The sequence below is a fragment of the Methylomonas sp. MS20 genome, from assembly GCF_050275925.1.
In the GTDB taxonomy this organism is placed as follows: domain Bacteria; phylum Pseudomonadota; class Gammaproteobacteria; order Methylococcales; family Methylomonadaceae; genus Methylomonas; species Methylomonas koyamae_A.
Genome location: NZ_CP189963.1, coordinates 160,461 through 179,388, shown reverse-complemented (window position 1 = coordinate 179,388; position 18,928 = coordinate 160,461). Strand labels below are relative to the sequence as shown.

Annotated in this window: 23 protein-coding genes; 15 read left to right on the top strand and 8 right to left on the bottom strand. The window is 49.7% G+C overall.

The genetic code is table 11. The features are described 5' to 3' along the window. The first annotated feature begins 105 nt into the window (after positions 1 to 105). Positions 106 to 486, top strand: coding sequence for a hypothetical protein (locus ACQE3D_RS25395; RefSeq protein WP_427551920.1), 381 nt, complete (start codon positions 106 to 108; stop codon positions 484 to 486). Beyond that, entirely contained in the window at positions 483 to 1,229 is a 747-nt protein-coding gene (gene istB, locus ACQE3D_RS25390) for an IS21-like element helper ATPase IstB (RefSeq protein WP_427551919.1), read from the top strand. Before ACQE3D_RS25395 ends, istB begins: the two co-directional genes overlap by 4 nt. A 29-nt stretch (positions 1,230 to 1,258) precedes the next feature. Here the strand turns inward: istB and ACQE3D_RS25385 are convergent, their stop codons facing one another. Next, positions 1,259 to 1,762 carry a hypothetical protein gene (locus ACQE3D_RS25385; protein ID WP_427551918.1) on the bottom strand — a complete coding sequence of 168 codons (504 nt, stop codon included), beginning with the start codon at positions 1,760 to 1,762 and terminating at the stop codon, positions 1,259 to 1,261. A gap of 131 nt (positions 1,763 to 1,893) precedes the next feature. Here ACQE3D_RS25385 and ACQE3D_RS25380 point away from each other — a divergent pair, with 131 nt between their 5' ends. The 12 genes from ACQE3D_RS25380 (at position 1,894) to ACQE3D_RS25325 (ending at position 10,948) form a co-directional block, all read left to right on the top strand. Further along, a complete protein-coding gene (locus ACQE3D_RS25380; RefSeq protein ID WP_427551917.1) occupies positions 1,894 to 2,196 on the top strand; it encodes a hypothetical protein in 303 nt (100 codons plus the stop codon). A gap of 68 nt (positions 2,197 to 2,264) precedes the next feature. Then, positions 2,265 to 3,143, top strand: coding sequence for a hypothetical protein (locus ACQE3D_RS25375; protein ID WP_427551916.1), 879 nt, complete (start codon positions 2,265 to 2,267; stop codon positions 3,141 to 3,143). Further along, positions 3,140 to 6,250, top strand: coding sequence for an SNF2-related protein (locus ACQE3D_RS25370; RefSeq protein WP_427551915.1), 3,111 nt, complete (start codon positions 3,140 to 3,142; stop codon positions 6,248 to 6,250). The genes ACQE3D_RS25375 and ACQE3D_RS25370 overlap by 4 nt, the downstream gene beginning before the upstream one ends. Positions 6,251 to 6,339: 89 nt before the next feature. After that, positions 6,340 to 6,675: a hypothetical protein gene (locus ACQE3D_RS25365; protein WP_427551914.1), complete on the top strand. Its 336-nt coding sequence runs from the start codon at positions 6,340 to 6,342 to the stop codon at positions 6,673 to 6,675. A gap of 8 nt (positions 6,676 to 6,683) precedes the next feature. After that, positions 6,684 to 6,992 (top strand): hypothetical protein, encoded by a 309-nt coding sequence (locus tag ACQE3D_RS25360; RefSeq protein WP_427551913.1) that lies wholly within the window; start codon positions 6,684 to 6,686, stop codon positions 6,990 to 6,992. A 4-nt stretch (positions 6,993 to 6,996) separates the two neighbouring features. Continuing rightward, positions 6,997 to 7,215, top strand: a complete 219-nt coding sequence (locus ACQE3D_RS25355; RefSeq protein WP_427551912.1) for a hypothetical protein — start codon at positions 6,997 to 6,999, stop codon at positions 7,213 to 7,215. A 41-nt stretch (positions 7,216 to 7,256) separates the two neighbouring features. Continuing rightward, positions 7,257 to 8,258 carry a hypothetical protein gene (locus tag ACQE3D_RS25350; RefSeq protein WP_427551911.1) on the top strand — a complete coding sequence of 334 codons (1,002 nt, stop codon included), beginning with the start codon at positions 7,257 to 7,259 and terminating at the stop codon, positions 8,256 to 8,258. 108 nt (positions 8,259 to 8,366) lie between these two features. Then, positions 8,367 to 8,546 carry a hypothetical protein gene (locus ACQE3D_RS25345; RefSeq protein ID WP_427501755.1) on the top strand — a complete coding sequence of 60 codons (180 nt, stop codon included), beginning with the start codon at positions 8,367 to 8,369 and terminating at the stop codon, positions 8,544 to 8,546. A gap of 155 nt (positions 8,547 to 8,701) precedes the next feature. Next, positions 8,702 to 8,911 (top strand): hypothetical protein, encoded by a 210-nt coding sequence (locus tag ACQE3D_RS25340; RefSeq protein ID WP_427551910.1) that lies wholly within the window; start codon positions 8,702 to 8,704, stop codon positions 8,909 to 8,911. A gap of 13 nt (positions 8,912 to 8,924) precedes the next feature. Further along, entirely contained in the window at positions 8,925 to 9,284 is a 360-nt protein-coding gene (locus ACQE3D_RS25335; RefSeq protein ID WP_427551909.1) for a hypothetical protein, read from the top strand. Between the two features lie 43 nt (positions 9,285 to 9,327). Continuing rightward, entirely contained in the window at positions 9,328 to 9,972 is a 645-nt protein-coding gene (locus ACQE3D_RS25330) for a hypothetical protein (protein ID WP_427551908.1), read from the top strand. A gap of 127 nt (positions 9,973 to 10,099) precedes the next feature. Then, positions 10,100 to 10,948, top strand: coding sequence for an AcrVA2 family anti-CRISPR protein (locus tag ACQE3D_RS25325; RefSeq protein ID WP_427551907.1), 849 nt, complete (start codon positions 10,100 to 10,102; stop codon positions 10,946 to 10,948). Between the two features lie 107 nt (positions 10,949 to 11,055). On the opposite strand, the gene ACQE3D_RS25320 is transcribed toward ACQE3D_RS25325, so the two are convergent. The 5 genes from ACQE3D_RS25320 to ACQE3D_RS25300 form a co-directional block, all read right to left on the bottom strand. After that, complete coding sequence (locus ACQE3D_RS25320) at positions 11,056 to 11,982, bottom strand: DNA/RNA non-specific endonuclease (RefSeq protein ID WP_427551906.1); 927 nt, start codon at positions 11,980 to 11,982, stop codon at positions 11,056 to 11,058. Positions 11,983 to 12,003: 21 nt separating this feature from the next. Beyond that, positions 12,004 to 13,044 (bottom strand): Y-family DNA polymerase, encoded by a 1,041-nt coding sequence (locus tag ACQE3D_RS25315; RefSeq protein WP_427551978.1) that lies wholly within the window; start codon positions 13,042 to 13,044, stop codon positions 12,004 to 12,006. 362 nt (positions 13,045 to 13,406) lie between these two features. After that, complete coding sequence (locus ACQE3D_RS25310; protein WP_256612427.1) at positions 13,407 to 14,300, bottom strand: alpha/beta hydrolase family esterase; 894 nt, start codon at positions 14,298 to 14,300, stop codon at positions 13,407 to 13,409. A 45-nt stretch (positions 14,301 to 14,345) separates the two neighbouring features. After that, entirely contained in the window at positions 14,346 to 14,948 is a 603-nt protein-coding gene (locus ACQE3D_RS25305; protein ID WP_427501746.1) for a hypothetical protein, read from the bottom strand. A gap of 42 nt (positions 14,949 to 14,990) precedes the next feature. Further along, positions 14,991 to 15,317: an EthD family reductase gene (locus ACQE3D_RS25300; protein WP_096876911.1), complete on the bottom strand. Its 327-nt coding sequence runs from the start codon at positions 15,315 to 15,317 to the stop codon at positions 14,991 to 14,993. A gap of 119 nt (positions 15,318 to 15,436) precedes the next feature. Here ACQE3D_RS25300 and ACQE3D_RS25295 point away from each other — a divergent pair, with 119 nt between their 5' ends. Beyond that, positions 15,437 to 16,312, top strand: coding sequence for a LysR family transcriptional regulator (locus tag ACQE3D_RS25295; RefSeq protein WP_427501745.1), 876 nt, complete (start codon positions 15,437 to 15,439; stop codon positions 16,310 to 16,312). Between the two features lie 279 nt (positions 16,313 to 16,591). On the opposite strand, the gene ACQE3D_RS25290 is transcribed toward ACQE3D_RS25295, so the two are convergent. Further along, positions 16,592 to 17,170 (bottom strand): TMEM175 family protein, encoded by a 579-nt coding sequence (locus tag ACQE3D_RS25290; RefSeq protein ID WP_256612423.1) that lies wholly within the window; start codon positions 17,168 to 17,170, stop codon positions 16,592 to 16,594. 438 nt (positions 17,171 to 17,608) lie between these two features. Next, complete coding sequence (locus ACQE3D_RS25285) at positions 17,609 to 18,919, bottom strand: Y-family DNA polymerase (RefSeq protein ID WP_064029224.1); 1,311 nt, start codon at positions 18,917 to 18,919, stop codon at positions 17,609 to 17,611. Between the last annotated feature and the right edge of the window lie 9 nt (positions 18,920 to 18,928).

The window sequence follows — 18,928 nt, the reverse complement described above, 5'->3', positions numbered from 1 at the left end:
CATCAACACGTCGATATTCGGGCCAACGACGAGTTTGTTCACGTCTACTACCAACGCCAGCTAGTAGCATCGCATATCCGCCAAATTGGCCCAGGCCGAACCACCTTGGACGAGCATATGCCGCCCAACCATCGTTTGTTTCGCGAAGGGACACTGGAAGGATTACAAACCTGGGCGCAATCCCTCGGCCCGTCTACCGTGACGTTTCTGCAACGTAGCTTGGAAGACAAGCGCCACTTTGCCAGCCGTCTGAAAGCCGCGCAATTACTAAGGCGAGAAGCCCAGAAAGACAACTGGCAGGGGCGCATTGAGTCAGCTTGTACCCATGCACTACGGTTGAATTGCCTGGGTTTTGACCGGCTAAGGGGGATTATTCGTACCAATGCCGATAGTCGCTTGTCCACGGTGACAACCGTAAAGGTGATTGAGCATGAGAACTTACGTGGCGCCGATTATTTCACCACCACACCGGAGGCACCGCTATGATCATCGCTGGAACCATACCTCATAAACTCGCTCAGCTTGGTCTGCACGGCATGGCTGCGGCCTTGGACAAGCAGCAGTCCGAACCAAAATATACAGCCATGCCTTTTGAGCAACGTCTGGGTCTATTGATCGAGCAGGAGCTATTCAGTAAAGACGCCCGCAAGATCGAACGACTATTGAAAAACGCCAAGCTCCGCTATCCCCAGGCGGTACTCGAAGACATCGATTACCGCAATCAACGTAGTCTGGACCCTTTGCAAATACAAACCTTGGCGACCGGTGAATGGATGCGGCAAAAGCAAAACCTGATTCTGACCGGTACGACCGGCACCGGCAAAAGCTGGATCGCGTGTGCCTTTGGTCAACAAGCCTGCCGGCGAGGGTTAAGTACGCTCTATATGACCGCAACCCGCTTATTTGAGAATTTAACCGTGGGAATGGCCGACGGCAGTTTGCCCAAACTGCGACGTCAATTAATCAGCGCATCGTTGTTAATCATCGACGATGTCGGCATTGGCGGCGTACCCGCTCAATTAGGGCCGATACTTTTAGAAATCCTGGATCAGCAATCGATGGTCGGCTCCTTGATTCTTACCAGTCAATATCCGACTAATAAATGGTACGAATTGTTCGAAGACGCCACTGTTGCCGACGCGATTCTGGATCGGATCGTCCATCGAGCCCATCCGATAGAACTCAAGGGCGAATCGATGCGGAAGCTGAGAGGTAAAAACACGGCGTAACGGCCTAAACCCCATTACTTGCGCACCCATCAGGCCGAGGGTGTGCAAGTGATGCACTTAGGTGTGCAGATGGCGTGCACTTGGGTGTGCAAGTTCGTGCAATTATGCAGCTTGTCAGCCAAAATGGGTAGTAGGTCTTTCGTCCGACCGAAAAAGGTGGCTTGTACCGTTAAGCCTGATGTGTCGACCAAGGTAACAATCATGCGATTCGGAACGCTGTCCCGCACGACGCGATACTCCGTTAATACGCCACGAACCACACAAAACCGCCCTTCTAACCAGACGCGAAATTGTTCGACAATGGCTGAATCGCGCAGATCGATATAGTGTTTAGGCAGTAATAATGGTAATTGCCAAAACTCCAAAATACCGAGCGTATTTAATTTACCGAGTGGTGTCGCGTTCATAGAGAATAATGCCCTGCTAAAACATAGCTCAATCTTCTCACGACTTAGCAAGATTGCAACGGCTAGTTTTTGATGTTCCCTTTTTACGTGACGGACAAAAACTTTGTAGTGAACGTTCAGAATCATTAACCATACCGATCCTTGTTTTTATTCTCTATTGCCTATTGCATATTCACAGAACGCTATTAATTTAATCGCAAAACTGGCGTAGTCGTAGTCAGTTGATTCAATCCCTTTATCTTTTTAGCGAGCGTGCCATGACTTCAAACAATCCGTTGGTCGAAGAAAAACACTTTCCATTTCATTCAGGGCCAGGCGTGGCTTTTATCACTCTGTCGACGAACGATCTGTGCTTTCAAATCCTGTATTGCCCCTACATGCTAACGAATCACCCCGTGACCACGGGCTACCATCCTTTGCAAATTCGATTAGTGAAATGTTTTATTGGCGAAGTGAACGCTAGCGAACCGATTGCTGAGTTTGTCTCATTATTGGATGGATTTGAAGGGGCGAAATCCATCGTGCATTCCTTGATAAACAGCCGGCGGATATCCCCATAATACGCGGTTGCATTATTGAGATGCCGTATTAGATTGACTTTATCATTTAGAAAACTAAGGATAATTAAATGACTTCGCCTTCAAGCCTTGAAAAAACGATGACCGATCGATTGAATGAAATGGTCGAATCGCGTTTCGAGTTGATTAAACACGCGCAATTTTTGTCTATTTTAGGCATTGATAATAAAACAACATCACCTTATTACATTGGTCATTGTATAGAGTCTGTCGCTGAACAAGCGATTAATGAGCTATGCCAGAAACTCACGCGGCAACACGCCAAAGGAACCCCCGCGAGAATTCATGTTGAGACTGGCCTCTACAAAGTGATTTCCGATCGATATAGCGATCATTCAATCCGTGAATATTACATTCGTCATTCGGAAGGCAGTTTGGATGACGACAAACAGTTAGTTTCGGTCTACTTGTCTCACGTCGATTTTGCCGGTATTACCCGATCCATCGAGGAGCAGGTTAAGCATTTGGAGAGCGCGGGATTGTCGATGTTGGCAACGAGCCTGGTCGATGAATTCGGCTTGCGTTATTTGGATCGACATCATTCCTTTTATGCCAAAAACGGCTTGTTCATTTGCCAAACCTATGCGCCGAATTGGAATCATAGCTTCGATAGTCAATGCCAAACCCGCTACAGCAACATTCTCAGTGCGTTTCGATGGATACGGGAAGATGCCGGCATTGATTTAGAGCCCAGTTTCTCGAATTACGTCGACGCGGTAAAGGGATTAACCTATTCCAATGCTCGAATCGAATCGCGAACCGTGTTCGGTAAAGGCTCCTCGCTACAAATCGTCTGTTTTAAAGATAAGATCGAGTATCGCTTCACCCGCAGCGCATTTGAAGCGTTAGTGGCTTTTTTAATGCTCAATGGGTTCGAGCCGCAAGCGATGGCTATTCTGAACAGAATGAATACCTTGCAGGCGGCATGATGGCGACGGTGCATTTACCCGCTGAGTTAGGGCGGCTGGTTTCCAGGGGTAGCCAGGCAGAGAAACCCGGCTCGCTGGCCGGTTTACATGCGACTCGCAAAGAAACGTTGTCTCAGTTTTTTACGCCGGCCTGGCTTGCTCGTTACCTGTGGGAGGCCATCCAGCCGGCGTTCGATGCCGAAGAACGTTACCGCTTGCTCGACAACAGTCTCGGCAACGCCGGACTATTTCGGTTTGCCGATCCCAAGCGCTTTCATTTATGTGGCCTGGATGTCGACGAGACGTTGTTAAACGAAGTCATTCGAATCGTCGACACCACCGACTTCGAAACCGATTTCATCGCTGCCGGCATGGAGGCTGTCGAACTGGACCGATTTAGCGCGGCGCTGATTAATCCGCCGTTCTCGATCACGCTATCCAGCCCGCATATGCACGCTTACGAAGGAATCACGCATTACGGGAAACACGGCCCCAACACCTCGGCTTTATCCCATGAATACGCACTCGCTCAAGCCCTAGCCCATTGCGATATCGTCGCGGCCGTGGTGCCGGCCTCAGTCATGGCCTTAGTCGAATCGATCCCGGCCTACCGTGCCCGGCTCCGAGCGGTATTCGTTCTGCCCAGCGATACGTTTCAGGCTGAAAATGTCGAATCGGTGAACACAGTATTACTGATTCTCGGCTCGGAAGACCATCGCAATCCGGCACATGGTCATCGCATTGTTCGGGAAACCATCACACCCGAATCGATACCGCCTCATTTGGAAAATTTGTCCTGCCGTACGCGTGAAGAGTTAGGGAAATCGACCTTCCCGATTCGTCTCGTGTTGGTGGAAAGCAGCAAAGCAGTCGTGATGACGCCGCTCAGTGACGACAAAACGGTGATCCTCGATCGTGCGGGACGCTGGATTAAGCTCAAATTTTGTGACGGCGCCACCGAAGGCCGGGTCATGAATGCCTTGTATCGTAGCCGTCTGTATTCGACAGAAATCCATCGATACCCACGGTCGACCCGCTATGCTGGTCAATTTCAACTCAATTTGGATGTGATTAGCCTACAGTCGGATCCTTTTCTGGCTTTGCGCCAGGTCGCGGAAACCATCCGCGCCGCCGGCGGGAAACCGGTTATTTCACAACAGCTCATCGGCGGCCTAAAAGCGATTCTGCGCGAAAACGCCAAAATGCAAATCCCGTTCGGCCGCACGGCATACCGGAAAGGTGCTCCCCAATTTAGGGCCGTGGCTGGCAAAATGGGTTTCATCAACCCCACTGAACCGGCGTCGGTGGTTCGTAAAGGCGATACAGTTCAGGCAACGAGAGAATCATCCGGGTTTGTGGTGACCACATCGCGCGGCGCCTTTACCTGCGACGAAGTGCGGTTTTTCGATTACTTTGTGCCGCAAAGCGAGGTAATCGACGCCGGTTACTGGGAAACGATTTATCCTCCGATCGCGCAGAGCTTTCCCCGCGATATCGACCGGTTAAAAGTCAAGGCCCAGGCATTAGGGATTGATCGCTGGTTAACCTGGGATTTTCAGCTAGAGGACTTATGCGAATTGGCGTTTAAGCCTCGCGGGGCGATCTGTGCTTGGCAAATGGCGCTTGGTAAATCTCGGCTGGCCATTTCATTGGCCTTATTACTGGAGGGAAGATCACTCATCGTGCTGAAATCGCGCTTAGTGGCCGAAATGGAAAATGAACTTCAAACACTGGGATTCAACGATTACACGATCATTCGGGAGCGTTCCGATCTTTCCGCACTTAACAAACTTAATGTCATCAGCTATGAACGCCTAAAGCGCCCTTTTGACCCACGCTATCCGAAATTAACCCTGGCTAAAGCCCTGCGAAAACGGATTAAGAACGTGATTTGCGACGAAGGCGGGCTGCTGGCCAATCAATTTTCGCAGCAAAGCCAAGCGGTGTGGTGCTTGGGCGCCAAACGTCGCTATCTATTCGATGGCACGCCGTTTCCTAACTATGTCAGAGAATCGCAAAGCCTGGCGGCCTTCACCGCCGGCCAGGAGCGAGCCTATCAGCCTTTTTCATTGAAGGGCGGCTTCCTGGAGCGGCGATTGTTCACCAGCGCGGAATTTCAACCCACCGGCCGGGATGAATTCGCCAAACGCTATGTGACGCTGGAATGGGCCACCAACGAATTTAAGGACACTCACGAGCGCGGCGCCAAGCGTGAAATACCGAAAATTAACCCGGCCTATCTGGACGATTATCGGGCGTGGGTCGCTCCCTTGGTCAAACGCCGCGTGCAACAAGAGCCGGACGTGGCCAAGCATGTGCGCTTTCCGGAGCCGATACTGCACCCGCCCATTAGGGTCGAGTGGGCAATCGATCATTTAGTGCTGTACATCAAAACCGCCGAGGAATTCGCTAGCTGGTACCGGCAATACGCCAAGGCGCAGCAGGATAGGCAAAAAGCCCTCAATTTGACGATGATCCTCGCGCGGCTGGAGGCCTGTTTCAAGGCGGCCAATACGCCGAGCATCGTCTCGGGCTACGGTCGCGGTTTCGCCGATCTGACCACCAAAGAACGGGCGTGTATTGAACTGGTGAAACAGCAAGTCGAACAAGACTTGAGGCCGATTGTATTCGCGCGCAATCCCTTGGTGCTGCGCAGACTGTCTAAAGCGTTAGACCAATCCGGGATCAGCCAATTGGTGTTTTCCGGGGAGGAAACCATCGACAAGCGAATTAGCCGGCTAAACGACCGCATCCGCAACGGCACCGATCAGGTCATGCTGGCCAGCTTGGGCGTCACACAAGACGGATTGAATTTGCCGATGCTCAACAGTGTCATCTTCTACAACCGCAGTTATAAGGCGAGAGAAGAAAGCCAAGCCATTTACCGATTAATTCGGCCCCAACAAAAACATCCAGTGAATTGTTATTTCCTGGAATTGGCCGGCAGCATCGACGAGTATATGAGTCAATTGGTCTCGTGGAAGAAAGTCGCCAGCGAAGCCGGCTTGGATTACGGCGATCAGGTCGACGGCGCCGATTTTGTGCATTTCGACGCCTTCATTTACCGCTTCATTAACTCGATTCCGGAACTAAGAGAAACCTTGGCTTGCATTAAACGGGCGGCGTGAGAGGATAACTAAAAAGCCGATCTATTTATCAGAATTATTAAAACCGCTGGTTATGCGGTTGTTAACTTGTACATACGGAGGTATGAATTATGGTTTCAGTTAGTTATTATTTCCAACCTGACACTCGTCTATCAGACTATGAGATGAATAGCGCACACCCTCATAGAATATTGAATGGCGGCGGTTCTGGTGGTGCGAACGATTATCCAGACGAGTTGTGGGCGTGCGCAAAACAGCGTCATGCGGAGATGTTGGCCTTTGCAGAACAGTGCGTAAATAAACCGACAGTCCGGTTTGAATGGAAAAAGGGCTGGCCGGCTGGATATGCTGTTTGTGAAGGTTCGTTTTGCTCCCTTGATGGTCACCCCGAGGAAATATCAATGGCGGTAATACCGGACAACGAAACACCAAGAGTCCGTATATAAATTGAATAATGAACGCACTCAAATCATACAAAACCATTAAAGAAATTCAGATAGTTCCTGATGAACATGGGCTCCCTGAAACCGTCTATATTCGGCTTTTTGGATTTTCTAAGGCGATCACGGCTAAATGCCTTGAGCTTAGAACGGATAAAAAAGATAATATTAACTACCTTTTGTTAGATAGGCTGATTCATAGCTGTTCTGATGTTGGATTTGAATTAATAAAACCGAATCATGAACGTGTTTTATATTCTGTGAGTGGATGCTACATTAGTGAGCTATCTAAAACTGATTATATTGACATAGTAAATCATTGATCTTATGAAAATCGCAAAAAACACTTTACTCGGTAAAAGCTATATTGCACACGTTGACGACGAGCGTGATATCGACAACGGAATTATAGTTACGCTAGCAAAAAACTGGTATTTCTGTGCCGATCCTGGGTGCGGCGTTAGAGGCTTTGATAATTGGCCAGACGCATTAAATGGTTGCAAAAAATCAGAAGTTTACAAGAAAGTTGCAAGCCCGGCCAAATAGCCGGGCGCTTATCATCCGGCCATTCGCCGGTAGGAGAAAAAATGAAGAGACACGTTCACAGTGGCCGCGAGCTGCGTAGCAAGTTCCGCATCAAAACCGAAAATTACCAAGGCCAACGAGTGACCTGGGTTAAATTTGACGATACGCTCCGTCTCGGCAGTATCGTCAACAATCAATACGTGCCGCGCACCACGCCGCAAACTATGGCATGGCTGGCAGAGGCAGGTAATGCCGCCGAACTTGACGATTGGCTGACGACGAAACTCGCAACGCCGCCTGACGTAGCGTGGCCGCCAATGGTGCCTATGCAGCCAGTGCCACGAATAGCCGTAGCCTATGCGCCGCCCGGAGCCGACCCTGTCGCCGGTTGGCACTACTGGAGCATCATACCCAACTGGGACACCGAACCTCTTTTGCCGCATCCACAAGCTGGATGGACGGTCTACCGCGCAGCAGATACGACAGAACTTGATTTGCCAACCGGTTGGACATGGGCTGATCCGCTGGACACATCGGCCGACGATATTGCCGCCGTCGAATCATTCCGCAAGACTAAGGCGGAAGAGAATCGCCGAAAAATCGACGCCGGTGAGATCTCAGATGACGACGCCGTAGATTTGGAGATCACTTATCGCTCTGGGTTGATCACGCCGGATACAGTGAGGGCCTGGCGTGGAGACCCGTATCTCGACGAGAATTTATTGCATGCTGCTTTGGCTTGCCATGCTGGCCAAGCCAGCATGGCCGCTGCGGAGCATTTCGACAGTCGTCACAGCAATATCGTTATTCGCGCGTACGGCGACAAGGATAAGCAGCGCTGGACTGCGCATACCGGAATTGGAGGTTTTATGACAATTTGCCCTGGAGCACCGTCTTACGCGACCAAATCGGAAGCGATAACAGCCGGTATCGCCTGGTGGCGTGCAGGCGTTGTCCACCGAATTTCTGAGATTGCCAAGATGCGCGGAGGCACTTGCGCATGGGGCTGGCGGTTGAATGTGCGGCAATCTCCAGAGATTAGTGTTTACGATTGGAATGGCTAGATCATCGAGGAAAGCGACTAAGACTAAATTAGTCGTTTAAATTTCTGTCGGTTCTTCAATGAGGCCTTGATGATCCCGAGGCCAACTATATAGCAAAGTGGTGACAAAATGGAATCTGATGAAATAAAAAAACTGGCCGAAGCGCTGTTCTCGGCATTAACTGACTCTCAGGACGCGCTTGACGTGCCTGAAACGGAAGTAAACCTGTTGCACGCGCTTGGGGATTATCTTAACAAGCCAGGCTATCGAGGTGCGGACGGATGCAGGCTGGTCGCCGTATGGGAATGATTACACCGGCAAAGGCCGCATACATTGGGCCGGACGAAGACGGTAACGGCGCAACATACTCAGCGTGGTGCGTCGATGCTGAACAAGTGTATGACCATAGCGCATACGTTATCGCCGAGGAAAACTACTCCTAAATCAATAATAGGATAGCGACAATGAACACAGCACAAAAAGCGATTAAAGCCTTCGAAGAAAGCGTGGACTTCGACAATGTTGCCGCCATATTCGAGGCCGAATCTTTCGGAACAAGTGGGCTATACAATTACGCCGTTTTCGCCGACGGATCAGCGATAAAAATCTGTTCCGACTACGACATTGAAGAATGCGGCAACGCCGAAGCCATTGACGCTATTGAACAACAATAACAGGAGAATAGCCATGACAGACCAAGTTGACAATTTACAACAAGCGGTTTTAAACCAAAAACAAATCATTCAAAATCAAATAACTGAAGCCGCTGGCGACTATCGCATAAAGGTTAAAGATCATGTTGGGGCTATCCAATTCAAAAAATACGCAAAATCAGTTGAATGGATTGGTCACGAGTTCAAAATTCAGTTTGAAGATTCGATGAATGTTTCGGTAAATCTGTCAGACTTTATCGAATATCAGTTGTACTACACCGATTATGCGCTGTCATTAGAATCTCAATTTTCTGACCAGATTAACGACCTTAGAGATCTACAGGGCGACATCAAAGATGAGTTTCTTGAAAAGCTCTTAGCCTCGGTAGATTAATAACCCAAGCAGCCTTTAAATCTCGATTAGATAGGAGATAGTCATGAAAAAAACCATAGGCCGCGCAGGCCACACCCAATTAGCACTTGAAAAGCCGTTGATTGACGGCGGCATCTGGCTTCCGGTAGCCGTTGAAAACGGCTATGTAGAAGAGGACGGTTTATCGTTTTCATTGCCCGTCGATGACGGCCCCTATTCATTTGTAACCTATGAGCGCGCGGTAGGTGTGCTGGCAGACGACACGTATTCGATGCTGTGCGATGCCGGGCGGCGGCCAAAAATGATTTCTCTATCAAATTACGTGTCATTCCGCACAATCGAAAACTGGAATGACGGTTTGCCGCCGCTGACCGAGGACGAGGTCGAAACCGGATTTTGGGGATGGCCGCAAGAATGGCGTGACCGCTATGAGCAAATACACGAAAGACATGGGGTCGAAGATCGTAACAAACCCATTTTTACGTTTAACGGTAGCGAACTGTATAGCGACGAAAGCGGTTTTTACGCCAGATTAATCGGCTGGCATTATGACCGGGTTGTGCCGGTCGATTTCGACGAAGGCATGGATTTTGAGATATTACAAGATGTTTTTGAAACAAAACGCATTGAAATAGCAGCATATAACCAGCGTAGCCAACTGATTAAAGAAAATCTGAAGGTGTTGGCGGCGATATTCAATGGCGAGTAAATTACGCCCATCTGAACACCTAGCCGCAGCAATGCGGCTATACCCATCGACTGGAAAACTGGTAGACGAGTTTAGGCGCGACCGTGGCCGCGATCTGCCAGACTGGCCAGCCTGGTGTTTTATGCCGATGGCCGGTTGGTATGCGGTGGTCAGTCAGGACAATTTTAACCAATTGCTGCCTGGCCGGCGCTTGCCTTTGCATTTGGCCGGCGACGTGGGACGACTGGCAGCGATAGGCACTTGGCGCTATAGCCAGGGCGTTTACCAGTTCGACGCCGAATTCATGTCAGCGCTGGCCGATACGCTGGTAGTCGGAGATATGCCGAGCGAGGTGTTGTATCGGCTGCCGGAATGGTGCATTTACATCGAAACACCGGGGCGACAATGGCTGGGCGGCGAATTGCACGGCTACTGGGTGCATTTGGAATACGATGTTAATACGCACCGTAGCGAGTTGCGGCTGCTGCTCGACACTGCCGACGCGTTGATCCCGGTGCCTGTTCACCTGGGACCGTGGACCGTGACCGAGGCCGTTGACCGTGCAACAGCTGAAGCGGCGCGGCAGACCGCCGCGGCAGGCATCGCCTTTGCGCCAGGCATGGATCACGTGCAACAGATCGCCGCGAGTATCAATCCGCTAATCTCATTGTTGCTGTACATTTGCAGCGATGCGCCGGAGATCGACGACGACCGCGAGCCAGGCACGTCGCCGAAGCGGCCGGCGCCGACTAAAACGAAGCGCGGCTGGCGGTTATTCCCGGCCGAAAAACCGCGCGTGTGGACAGTGGGCCGCCAGATCGGCGATCAGTTGCGGGCGGTTAATCATTCCGTCAACGACAGCGGCCGGTCTGTTAAAGCTCATTTACGCAAAGGCCACTGGCACGGGTTTTGGAGCGGGCCTCGCGACGGCGAGCGGCGATTTAGCTATAAATGGTTGATGCCGATGGTAGTTGGTGGTGGTGATGTAGGAGAGTAACACTCCTTGTAAATAGAAGCAGCACTGATTCGTAATGAGGGTGATAGCAACACGCACGGTGCCGATAAAGCTGCGCTTGGCGCCGTGCGAAGTTTTAGGAAATCCCTCTACCCTTTTCTGCACCCGTGCGGAATATGCCAAGATGAGGTCGGCTTGTCGTTTTTGGCGTAAGCGGCAACCGGGAGGGTTTCACCTATGAGCTGTTCTAAATTGCCGACCGAAATCAAGTATCGATCCAAGTTGCTCTTGGTAGCCGATGGGCTGTTCGGCACCACCCAAGCAATGGCTCGTTGATCCTGACCGGTGCCACGAATCACGACTTTCCAAAAGGCGTCCGGCGTTTTGACGCCGTGTGATCTCAAAAAATAGTCGTCGGCGGGGTTATTCCCCCAAATCACGCCGCCAATGACGTGCAGGTCTTCGAGGTCGCGGTAACACTCGATGATTTCCTCGGTTCGCTCCCAGGCTCCCCGGTTCATCTGCGCCACTTGGGGCAAGATATTGGTCATGTAGTTCGATTGCCGGAGGGCCTCTTCGGAACCGTCAAGATGGTTGGCCGGCACTTGGTGGCCCCGGTCGAAGCCGTGACCATACGCTGAGGTGCTGAACTGCTGGCATTCTTTGGGGACAGCCGGATCGAGCGTAAAGTCTTTCGCGCGCGGTAGATCACCGCTGTCTTTGCTCGCGATGTACTCGAAGCGAACCGGGCCGCGCTGCTGGCAGTCGAGCCAGACCGTAAAACCCTGATAGTCAAGCTTCAACAGGTCGCGGGCGATCGTGGGCGCTTCGGTCGGACTGACGGCGCTGGATTCGGCAGGACTGGATGCCGATGGCGACAAGATCGGTTCGCTGACCGCCGGTGCCGGTGCGGTGGCGGGCTTGGCCCGCTCAGGATGGCAATGATATTCGCCGGTCTTGCGCTCGGTGTGGCAGCCTTCGGCGTTGACTTTGCCGGGGTGGGCCTTGCCGGACATAGGGAGCGCCGCGAGTATTGCCAGCAGAAGTAAAGCGTGGGCGGTAGGTCGTTGGGTCATGGCGGCAGTTCCTGGTCTCAGTTATCGGCAATGAACAATCGGCAGTTCCCGCCAAGACGTGGTGTATCGTGGCGACAAGCAGTGTGCTCTAGGTTTCCAGTTCTGGTCGATCCAGGCGGCGGCCACCGCAATGCCTTTAGGGTAGCGCCGATTGATGGCGTCGACGGTTTGCATCACGCGTCCATCGGCCTTGCCCGCGCCGGCCCGATCGTCAAACAGGTCCAATTGATTTGGCGCTAACGCGGGTGAAATGTCGCCGAGTTGCACGCCGCACTTGTAGTAGCCAAAACCTGAATGGTAGACGCTGGACAGCAAGCTTTCAACCGTAGCCAGTATCACCCGAGTGTCGCTAGCGGGAAAGACCAGGCAGCGGCTGGCCTGACGTTGATACTGCGGTTCGTGCAGGGCAAAGCCGTTGGTGCGGATAAACACCGACACTTGACCAGCAACCGTTTGTTGTTGGCGCAGTTTCTCACAGGCTCGGCTAGTGAACTCGGCCATCGCAGCGTGCAACTCGGCATAAGAAGTCAACCGCCTGCCGAAGGTGCGTGAGCAAACAATTTGCTGCTTGGCGGGCGCCACAGTCTCCAGATCCAGACAACTGATACCATTCAATTCCATAATGGTTCTGGCCATGACGATGCTGAAACGTTGCTGCATTTTCTGCGGCGATTGCATGGCCAAATCCCAAACCGTCCGAATGCCTAGACCATTGAGTTGCTGGGCGAGCTGCCGACCGATGCCCCACACCTCATCGACCGGCACGATCTTCATCAGCTTTTCGCGTCGGTCCGGATCGGACAGATTCACGACGCCACCGGTTTTCGGCCATTTCTTCGCGGCGAAATTGGCCAACTTGGCCAGGGTCTTGGTCGGCCCCAGTCCGACACAGACTGGAATGCCGACCTGACGCTGTACCGAGCGCTTGATCAGGTGGGCGTAAGCGATCAGGTCATGACGGCCGGGATACAGGTCGGTGAAGTCCAGAAAGGCCTCATCAATCGAATACACTTCCAGTGTCGGCGAGTAGGTTTCCAGCACCGACATCACCCGCGCTGACAGATCGGCGTTTATGTGGAATTAAAAAGCAAGCTATTTTTGAAAACAAACAGTTATCATTTTGACGAACGGCAAAATTGGTTAAAATTTTAACAAAACCGACTTTTCAACAGAATCGGCCAAAACCCGCCGCTCGGAGTAGCTATCCCATTTTAATAATTAAGGCACCATGTAACCCAATCGGCTGTCCGGTATTCGGCTTCGTTTTGGGTCGTCGTTTGATGGCTCTAGGCTCAATACGTCCAGGTCGGTTGTCAACCAACTGTTCAGCCACTAAAAGGAGCAGGCAGACCCGAGAGGAATCTGGGTGACCGTTTGCTTTCGGGTTTACCTTTGCACCCATTACGATTCATATAGAGCCAATTTCACTTTGCCAGTGGGCTAACTTGAGTCGCTGACACAAAAAACTCGACAATATCCTGACTTCGCTCGGGCCAATGTGAATGGATTTGATCACCTTCACAGTACAACGTTTTTACGCCCCCGGCACACCCTGAATAAGAGGAGCAACCATTTGCGATTTTATCCGGAATAGGATCACATTTATTACAAGCTGCCCACCAACCCACCGCTTGCTGACCATAACCAGGAAACAGGCGATCCTTGCTGCTGTGCATGATCATAACCGGCAAGGGCTCGGGGCATTTGCGGTCGCGTAAATCATCATACGCAACCCCTGCTGCGCTCGGCGCAATTGCACGTGGGATGTGTCGTGTGCCAGTCATAAACGCTAATGCCATTGCCGAAGTCCCTCCATCGGAATGTCCCGTAACATAGACCTGTTTTTCATCAATACACCACTTTTTGGCCATTAAACTGGGAATGGTGCCTAATTCTACGGTAGTGCTGGGCGATAATTCCGGGTGATCCGCATAGGCCACGATGAAACCGGCTTGGGTAGCAGGAAAAGTGAACCCAGTTGTTTTTTCGGTTTTAGCCCGATTCGATCCGGCCGGAGAAAATACCAGTAATAGTGGGTGGGCAACGGATGCATCATAATTGGCTGGTGTGCGGACATTGTATTTGATGCCATTTTCGGTTTCTTCACCATAAGTCTCTCCAGCGTCTCCACTGAGTTGATCAGCTTTGCAAAGACGTTTCAGCATCTCAGGTCGATACACGGCCTGCCCCAATTCTACCGAGTCGCCGCTATGATCCATCAAAAGCATGACAACCATTACTAATATCGGTAACCCGAATAGCACTTTCTGCCAAGAATTGGTTCTTAAAAGATAAACCTTTAATTGAGTCATATTCATAGTCATATTCCCCCTAAGTACGTTTGACTCGCCTGTACCATTCGATCATGCCTCAGGTGAGTGATTGGGCGCTTCCTTATTCGCTAACTTCATTACAATATAAGCCAGCAACAACAAGCTTCCGATTATCACAATCTGCAGCATATAGCTTTTTCCCGGAACCGATTCCAGGCCAACAGAGAACGGAATATGAGTGTCAAGACGCTTATCCTTGTCGACAATAGCGATGTGAGCCAAATAATTACCAGCACCATATTGACTAAAATCGACCATACTATCGAAAGTGCCGTTTTTAACTTTTTTCGGCTGCTGATAAAAAACCCTTTGCCCTTCAGGTTCTTTGGTGATTTCGAATTCCACGCTGACATTGCGCAGACTTTTACCTTCGTAGTCGAACACCAAATTAGTTGGGCCGATTTCGGGAATGATGCTGCAATATTCCCGATCCCCTGACAGAGTCGGGGTATAGGCCGTGAAATGGACTCGTTCAAAACCAACTCTCGTAACGCAAGCATCGGCCTCGTCAGGCGCACCGCGATGCGCTTGGGCAATAGTTGGCATTAATCCAACCAAAAAGACAACAGGCAGCAGACCCAGCCACCTAATGCGCTTATAAGCCACCTTTTTTAGTTTGATAGAGTTAGACATTGATTTGCCTCCACTGTGATTATGTTAAATCCGATGGTCGGATTAGAAATCAAAGGTTTCCACCTCGGAGATCAGAAACAACGGATCACCACCGCTAGAAATCTCAACGGCATGCTGAGCTGTTTCTTGGCCGCCTGGTGAATTCAGACAAGCCTCTAATTCGGCGAGGGATGGAAAATAAACCTCGGCAATCCGATGAAACTGCGCTGCAGATTTGTCTGCATTGGAAAGAATCAATGAGGCGACAAATCGTGTTTTGCCGGCCAGCTTTTCGACCGCCATCGGCACATGCTCATCAGCATAACGACGTTCAAAAGTTTTTAAATCTGTTGGTGTAGGGTACATTACGATTAATTTTGCTGTTTTCATAGGAATATTGAATATTTAGGTGACTTGGTGTTTATATTAAATAATGAGTTATGTTAATTGTAAAATACCAATTTTCTATGAAATAATAGGTTTTTCCTATTCAAGAAAGGAGACAAGCTGTGGAAATGCAACAAATTCGCTATTTTCTGGCCGTCTGCGATAAAGGCTCATTCACTCGCGCTGCACAAGCAACCTATGTGGCCCAACCCTCCCTGACGCAAGCAATTAAGAAATTGGAAGATGAACTTGGCGGTGAGCTATTTAGCCGAGACCGCGGCGGATGTAGGTTGACGGCCTTAGGACGTTTGGTTGAACCTTCTATACGTGAAATAGTGCGCAAGACGCAAGCTGTCAAAGCTGAGGCTGTGCGTTTCAGCCGCTTAAATACTGTGCCACTTCGCATCGGCGTGATGACGACAATTGCCGCACACCATTTAAGTCCATTCTTCACTGACTTTCAGCAAGAACGACCCCATGTAGAACTGGAATTAGTCGTCGACAGTGAATGCAATCTATTGAATCAACTTGATGAAGATAGCCTGGATTTAGTTATCAGTGCACCAACATCCTTACCGGTAGGGCATTACCAGTCTTTAAAGCTTTACGAAGAACGCTATGTTGTTGTCTTCAACGACAAACACCGTTTCAATCAAATGCAACAAATTGATTTAGCGACCATACAAGCTGAACCTTACTTGGATCGCCTGAACTGTGAATTGCGTGAAACACTGAGGAATGTGTGCCAGGGGCGGCAGGTCAATCTTTATGCTGCCTATAGAAGTAATAGCGAAGAGTGGATACTGAGTATGGTACGCGCCGGAATCGGCGTTGCGCTAATGCCGGAATTCACCATCACCAAAAATGCAGATAAGATTCAAGTTCGTTATCTGTCAGATCCGGAAATTCGTCGCACCATCTGCGCTATATTCCCGCCCACATCGGCCGCAAAACCCGAAGTGGCAGAAGTATTGAAAAGTCTGCGGATAGGTTTTTAAAAAATCACAGGTTAGGCAAAACTAAATCAAAAGTCCGATTATGGCGTTTAAAGGGGTTAGGAAACCTCTGATTATTGCAGTTTTTCAAGAAAAATTGACGCGCAAGCCATTGCTTTAATTGGTGCTGAACCAATCTGCCAGAAAGCCGCCATACATGTTTCTCAATAGCTGACCTTCAAATAGGCTTGAGCAGACCTTCACCAACTCAGTTTATTGTTGAAGGTTACAATGAAAAGCCCAGTTTTATTTGGTCATTTGCTTGGCAAATCAAAAATCCTTTTAATATTCAGACATCACGTTCTCAATACGTCGATCTGGCACTAACCATAGCAATGCGACCAGCACATAAAGCCCTTGAGCTAACCATGGCGACCAAAACGTGCTTAGTGTCGCTATTAAGTAAATCAATGGTGAGGATTTACCCTTCCAGTCGCTACCGACAGATCTTTTTAATAGCGAATTTGTCCCTTGTGAAACGATGATGAGGTATTGTAATAATATATAAGCGATTGCTGCCATCAATAGAACCACTCCGTAAGCCATCGTTGGTATAGCCGCAAAGTGATTTTCCCCCATCCAGGCAGTTGTGAACGGAAATAACGATAACCAGAACAATAAATGCAGGTTTGCCCACAGTATCGAACCAGTGACTTTTTGGCATGTTTGCAGTAAATGGTGATGGTTATTCCAGTAAATGCCTACATAGACGAAGCTCAACACATAGCTTAAAAGCACAGGAATCAAAGGAATCAGCGCATTGATGTCCGCAGTATGGGGTACTTTCAATTCCAATACCATGATGGTGATAATGATGGCCAGTACCCCATCACTGAATGCCTCCAGCCGACCTTTACCCATGTCTTACCTCGTTAACGTACTGTAGTGATGGGTAGCTATTATTACAGCCTATGGTTACGCACAGTTTTTTAAAATACAAAATTCAATTGGGTTCTTACATAATCGCTATCATGTCCACCTTCAGTAATCACTTGTCCCGCAAAAAATGGCTGTAAGTAAAACCGAGTGAAAGGTGTTTATTGATTTCTCACTCTGTGTTTGCCGAAATGGCGAGGGCTCGATATTGGCAGGCACCCTCTATATGTGGATGTCGCAAAATTGGCCGTTGGATGCGGTCGCCAATGGCCGCTTTGTAGATCTCCAGTTCCCAGGCGCTGGATTTAGCTGACTGACTGGTTTGGAGAAGTGCGACCGTCAAGTTTGGGTCGTTGCTTGCCTTTCACTACCCATCCAGTAAGCACATCAGGTATCTTTTTGCCCACTCTGAGTAATGATTAGCTAGCTGCATTTTACAATCGCCAACTCATCCCACTGGGTTGTATAGCGTTTTGACATGCGTTCGGGCTGGAACTGCCAGCTTTTGTTTAATCCTGTGGCGGCTATAGATATGGACTTAGGAAACCGATGGTTGATTTTATCGAAGCAGGCCATTAACTCTCGCTCCTTTGAAGATTTTGGGTTGGCAAACAAATCCGTCTGACCAGGCATGGTATTGGGGTAAAGGCCACTTAATTGGATTCCGCATTTCTGGTAACGGTAACCCTCCTTGTAAATACCCTGCAACAACTGCTTGGCAACATTGATCAACCTGCGTGTATCTTGCGTGCCTATTGCCAATTTCAAAGTTGCTGAACGTTGATATTGAGGTTCTTGTGGATTAAACGGGTTAGTCCTGATAAACACGGTTAAACGATCTGCTGTCGAATCCTGTGCTCTGAGCTTTTCCGCTGCCCGGCTGCAGAACTCGGCTAAAGCTTCCGATAATTCCTTCAAATTTTCTAAAGGCCGCTTAAAACTTCGGGAACACATGATTTCTTGTTTGTCCTGCGCTATTTCTGCAAGCTCCAGGCAGGAAATGCCATTTAATTCCATGATCGTTCGAGCCAAAACAACACTAAACTGCGACTGCATTCGTTGAACGGGCTGCTGCGCCAAAGTCCAGACGGTGTGAATGCCGAGTTGCGAGAGCTGCTGGCTTAGGCTTGAACCGATACCCCAGACTTCATTGACCGGTAACAGGCGCATTAACCGCTCCCGCCGTTGAGGGCAGGACAAATCCACAACACCGTTGGTTTTAGGCCATTTTTTTGCGGCAAAATTTGCCAGTTTCGCCAACGTTTTAGTCGGCCCCATTCCGACGCAAACTGGGATGCCGGTATTTTTCTGGATCGATTGTTTAATAGTGAGACCATAACCGATAGGGTCTTGCTGACAAATCCCGGTCAAATCTAAGAATGCCTCGTCAATCGAATAAATTTCGGTGCTCGGTGAAAATGTCTCTAATAATGACATCACTCTGGATGACATGTCGCCATACAACGCGAAATTTGATGAAAATAGATGGACATCATGTTTTTTAACCAAGTCGGCCACTTGATAAAGCGGCACCCCCATTTTGACACCGAGGGATTTTAAAGCCTTGTTCCTAGCGATAAAGCAACCATCGTTATTGCTGAGTACGCCTACCGGCTTATCCCATAAATCCGGACGGAATACGCACTCGCAACTGACATAAAATGAGTTGCAGTCCACTAAGGCAATCAGGGGTCGCGGCGGCAGTGCAGAAAGGGAATTGCGTAGGTCGGACATATGAATAAG

Excerpts from the sequence above, each read along its gene's own strand:
- istB (WP_427551919.1), top strand. The coding sequence starts at position 483 with ATGATCATCGCTGGAACCATACCTCATAAACTCGCTCAGCTTGGTCTG.
- ACQE3D_RS25385 (WP_427551918.1), bottom strand. The coding sequence starts at position 1,762 with ATGATTCTGAACGTTCACTACAAAGTTTTTGTCCGTCACGTAAAAAGG.
- ACQE3D_RS25380 (WP_427551917.1), top strand. The coding sequence starts at position 1,894 with ATGACTTCAAACAATCCGTTGGTCGAAGAAAAACACTTTCCATTTCAT.
- ACQE3D_RS25375 (WP_427551916.1), top strand. The coding sequence starts at position 2,265 with ATGACTTCGCCTTCAAGCCTTGAAAAAACGATGACCGATCGATTGAAT.
- ACQE3D_RS25370 (WP_427551915.1), top strand. The coding sequence starts at position 3,140 with ATGATGGCGACGGTGCATTTACCCGCTGAGTTAGGGCGGCTGGTTTCC.
- ACQE3D_RS25365 (WP_427551914.1), top strand. The coding sequence starts at position 6,340 with ATGGTTTCAGTTAGTTATTATTTCCAACCTGACACTCGTCTATCAGAC.
- ACQE3D_RS25360 (WP_427551913.1), top strand. The coding sequence starts at position 6,684 with ATGAACGCACTCAAATCATACAAAACCATTAAAGAAATTCAGATAGTT.
- ACQE3D_RS25355 (WP_427551912.1), top strand. The coding sequence starts at position 6,997 with ATGAAAATCGCAAAAAACACTTTACTCGGTAAAAGCTATATTGCACAC.
- ACQE3D_RS25350 (WP_427551911.1), top strand. The coding sequence starts at position 7,257 with ATGAAGAGACACGTTCACAGTGGCCGCGAGCTGCGTAGCAAGTTCCGC.
- ACQE3D_RS25345 (WP_427501755.1), top strand. The coding sequence starts at position 8,367 with ATGGAATCTGATGAAATAAAAAAACTGGCCGAAGCGCTGTTCTCGGCA.
- ACQE3D_RS25340 (WP_427551910.1), top strand. The coding sequence starts at position 8,702 with ATGAACACAGCACAAAAAGCGATTAAAGCCTTCGAAGAAAGCGTGGAC.
- ACQE3D_RS25335 (WP_427551909.1), top strand. The coding sequence starts at position 8,925 with ATGACAGACCAAGTTGACAATTTACAACAAGCGGTTTTAAACCAAAAA.
- ACQE3D_RS25330 (WP_427551908.1), top strand. The coding sequence starts at position 9,328 with ATGAAAAAAACCATAGGCCGCGCAGGCCACACCCAATTAGCACTTGAA.
- ACQE3D_RS25325 (WP_427551907.1), top strand. The coding sequence starts at position 10,100 with ATGGCCGGTTGGTATGCGGTGGTCAGTCAGGACAATTTTAACCAATTG.
- ACQE3D_RS25320 (WP_427551906.1), bottom strand. The coding sequence starts at position 11,982 with ATGACCCAACGACCTACCGCCCACGCTTTACTTCTGCTGGCAATACTC.
- ACQE3D_RS25310 (WP_256612427.1), bottom strand. The coding sequence starts at position 14,300 with ATGAATATGACTCAATTAAAGGTTTATCTTTTAAGAACCAATTCTTGG.
- ACQE3D_RS25305 (WP_427501746.1), bottom strand. The coding sequence starts at position 14,948 with ATGTCTAACTCTATCAAACTAAAAAAGGTGGCTTATAAGCGCATTAGG.
- ACQE3D_RS25300 (WP_096876911.1), bottom strand. The coding sequence starts at position 15,317 with ATGAAAACAGCAAAATTAATCGTAATGTACCCTACACCAACAGATTTA.
- ACQE3D_RS25290 (WP_256612423.1), bottom strand. The coding sequence starts at position 17,170 with ATGGGTAAAGGTCGGCTGGAGGCATTCAGTGATGGGGTACTGGCCATC.
- ACQE3D_RS25285 (WP_064029224.1), bottom strand. The coding sequence starts at position 18,919 with ATGTCCGACCTACGCAATTCCCTTTCTGCACTGCCGCCGCGACCCCTG.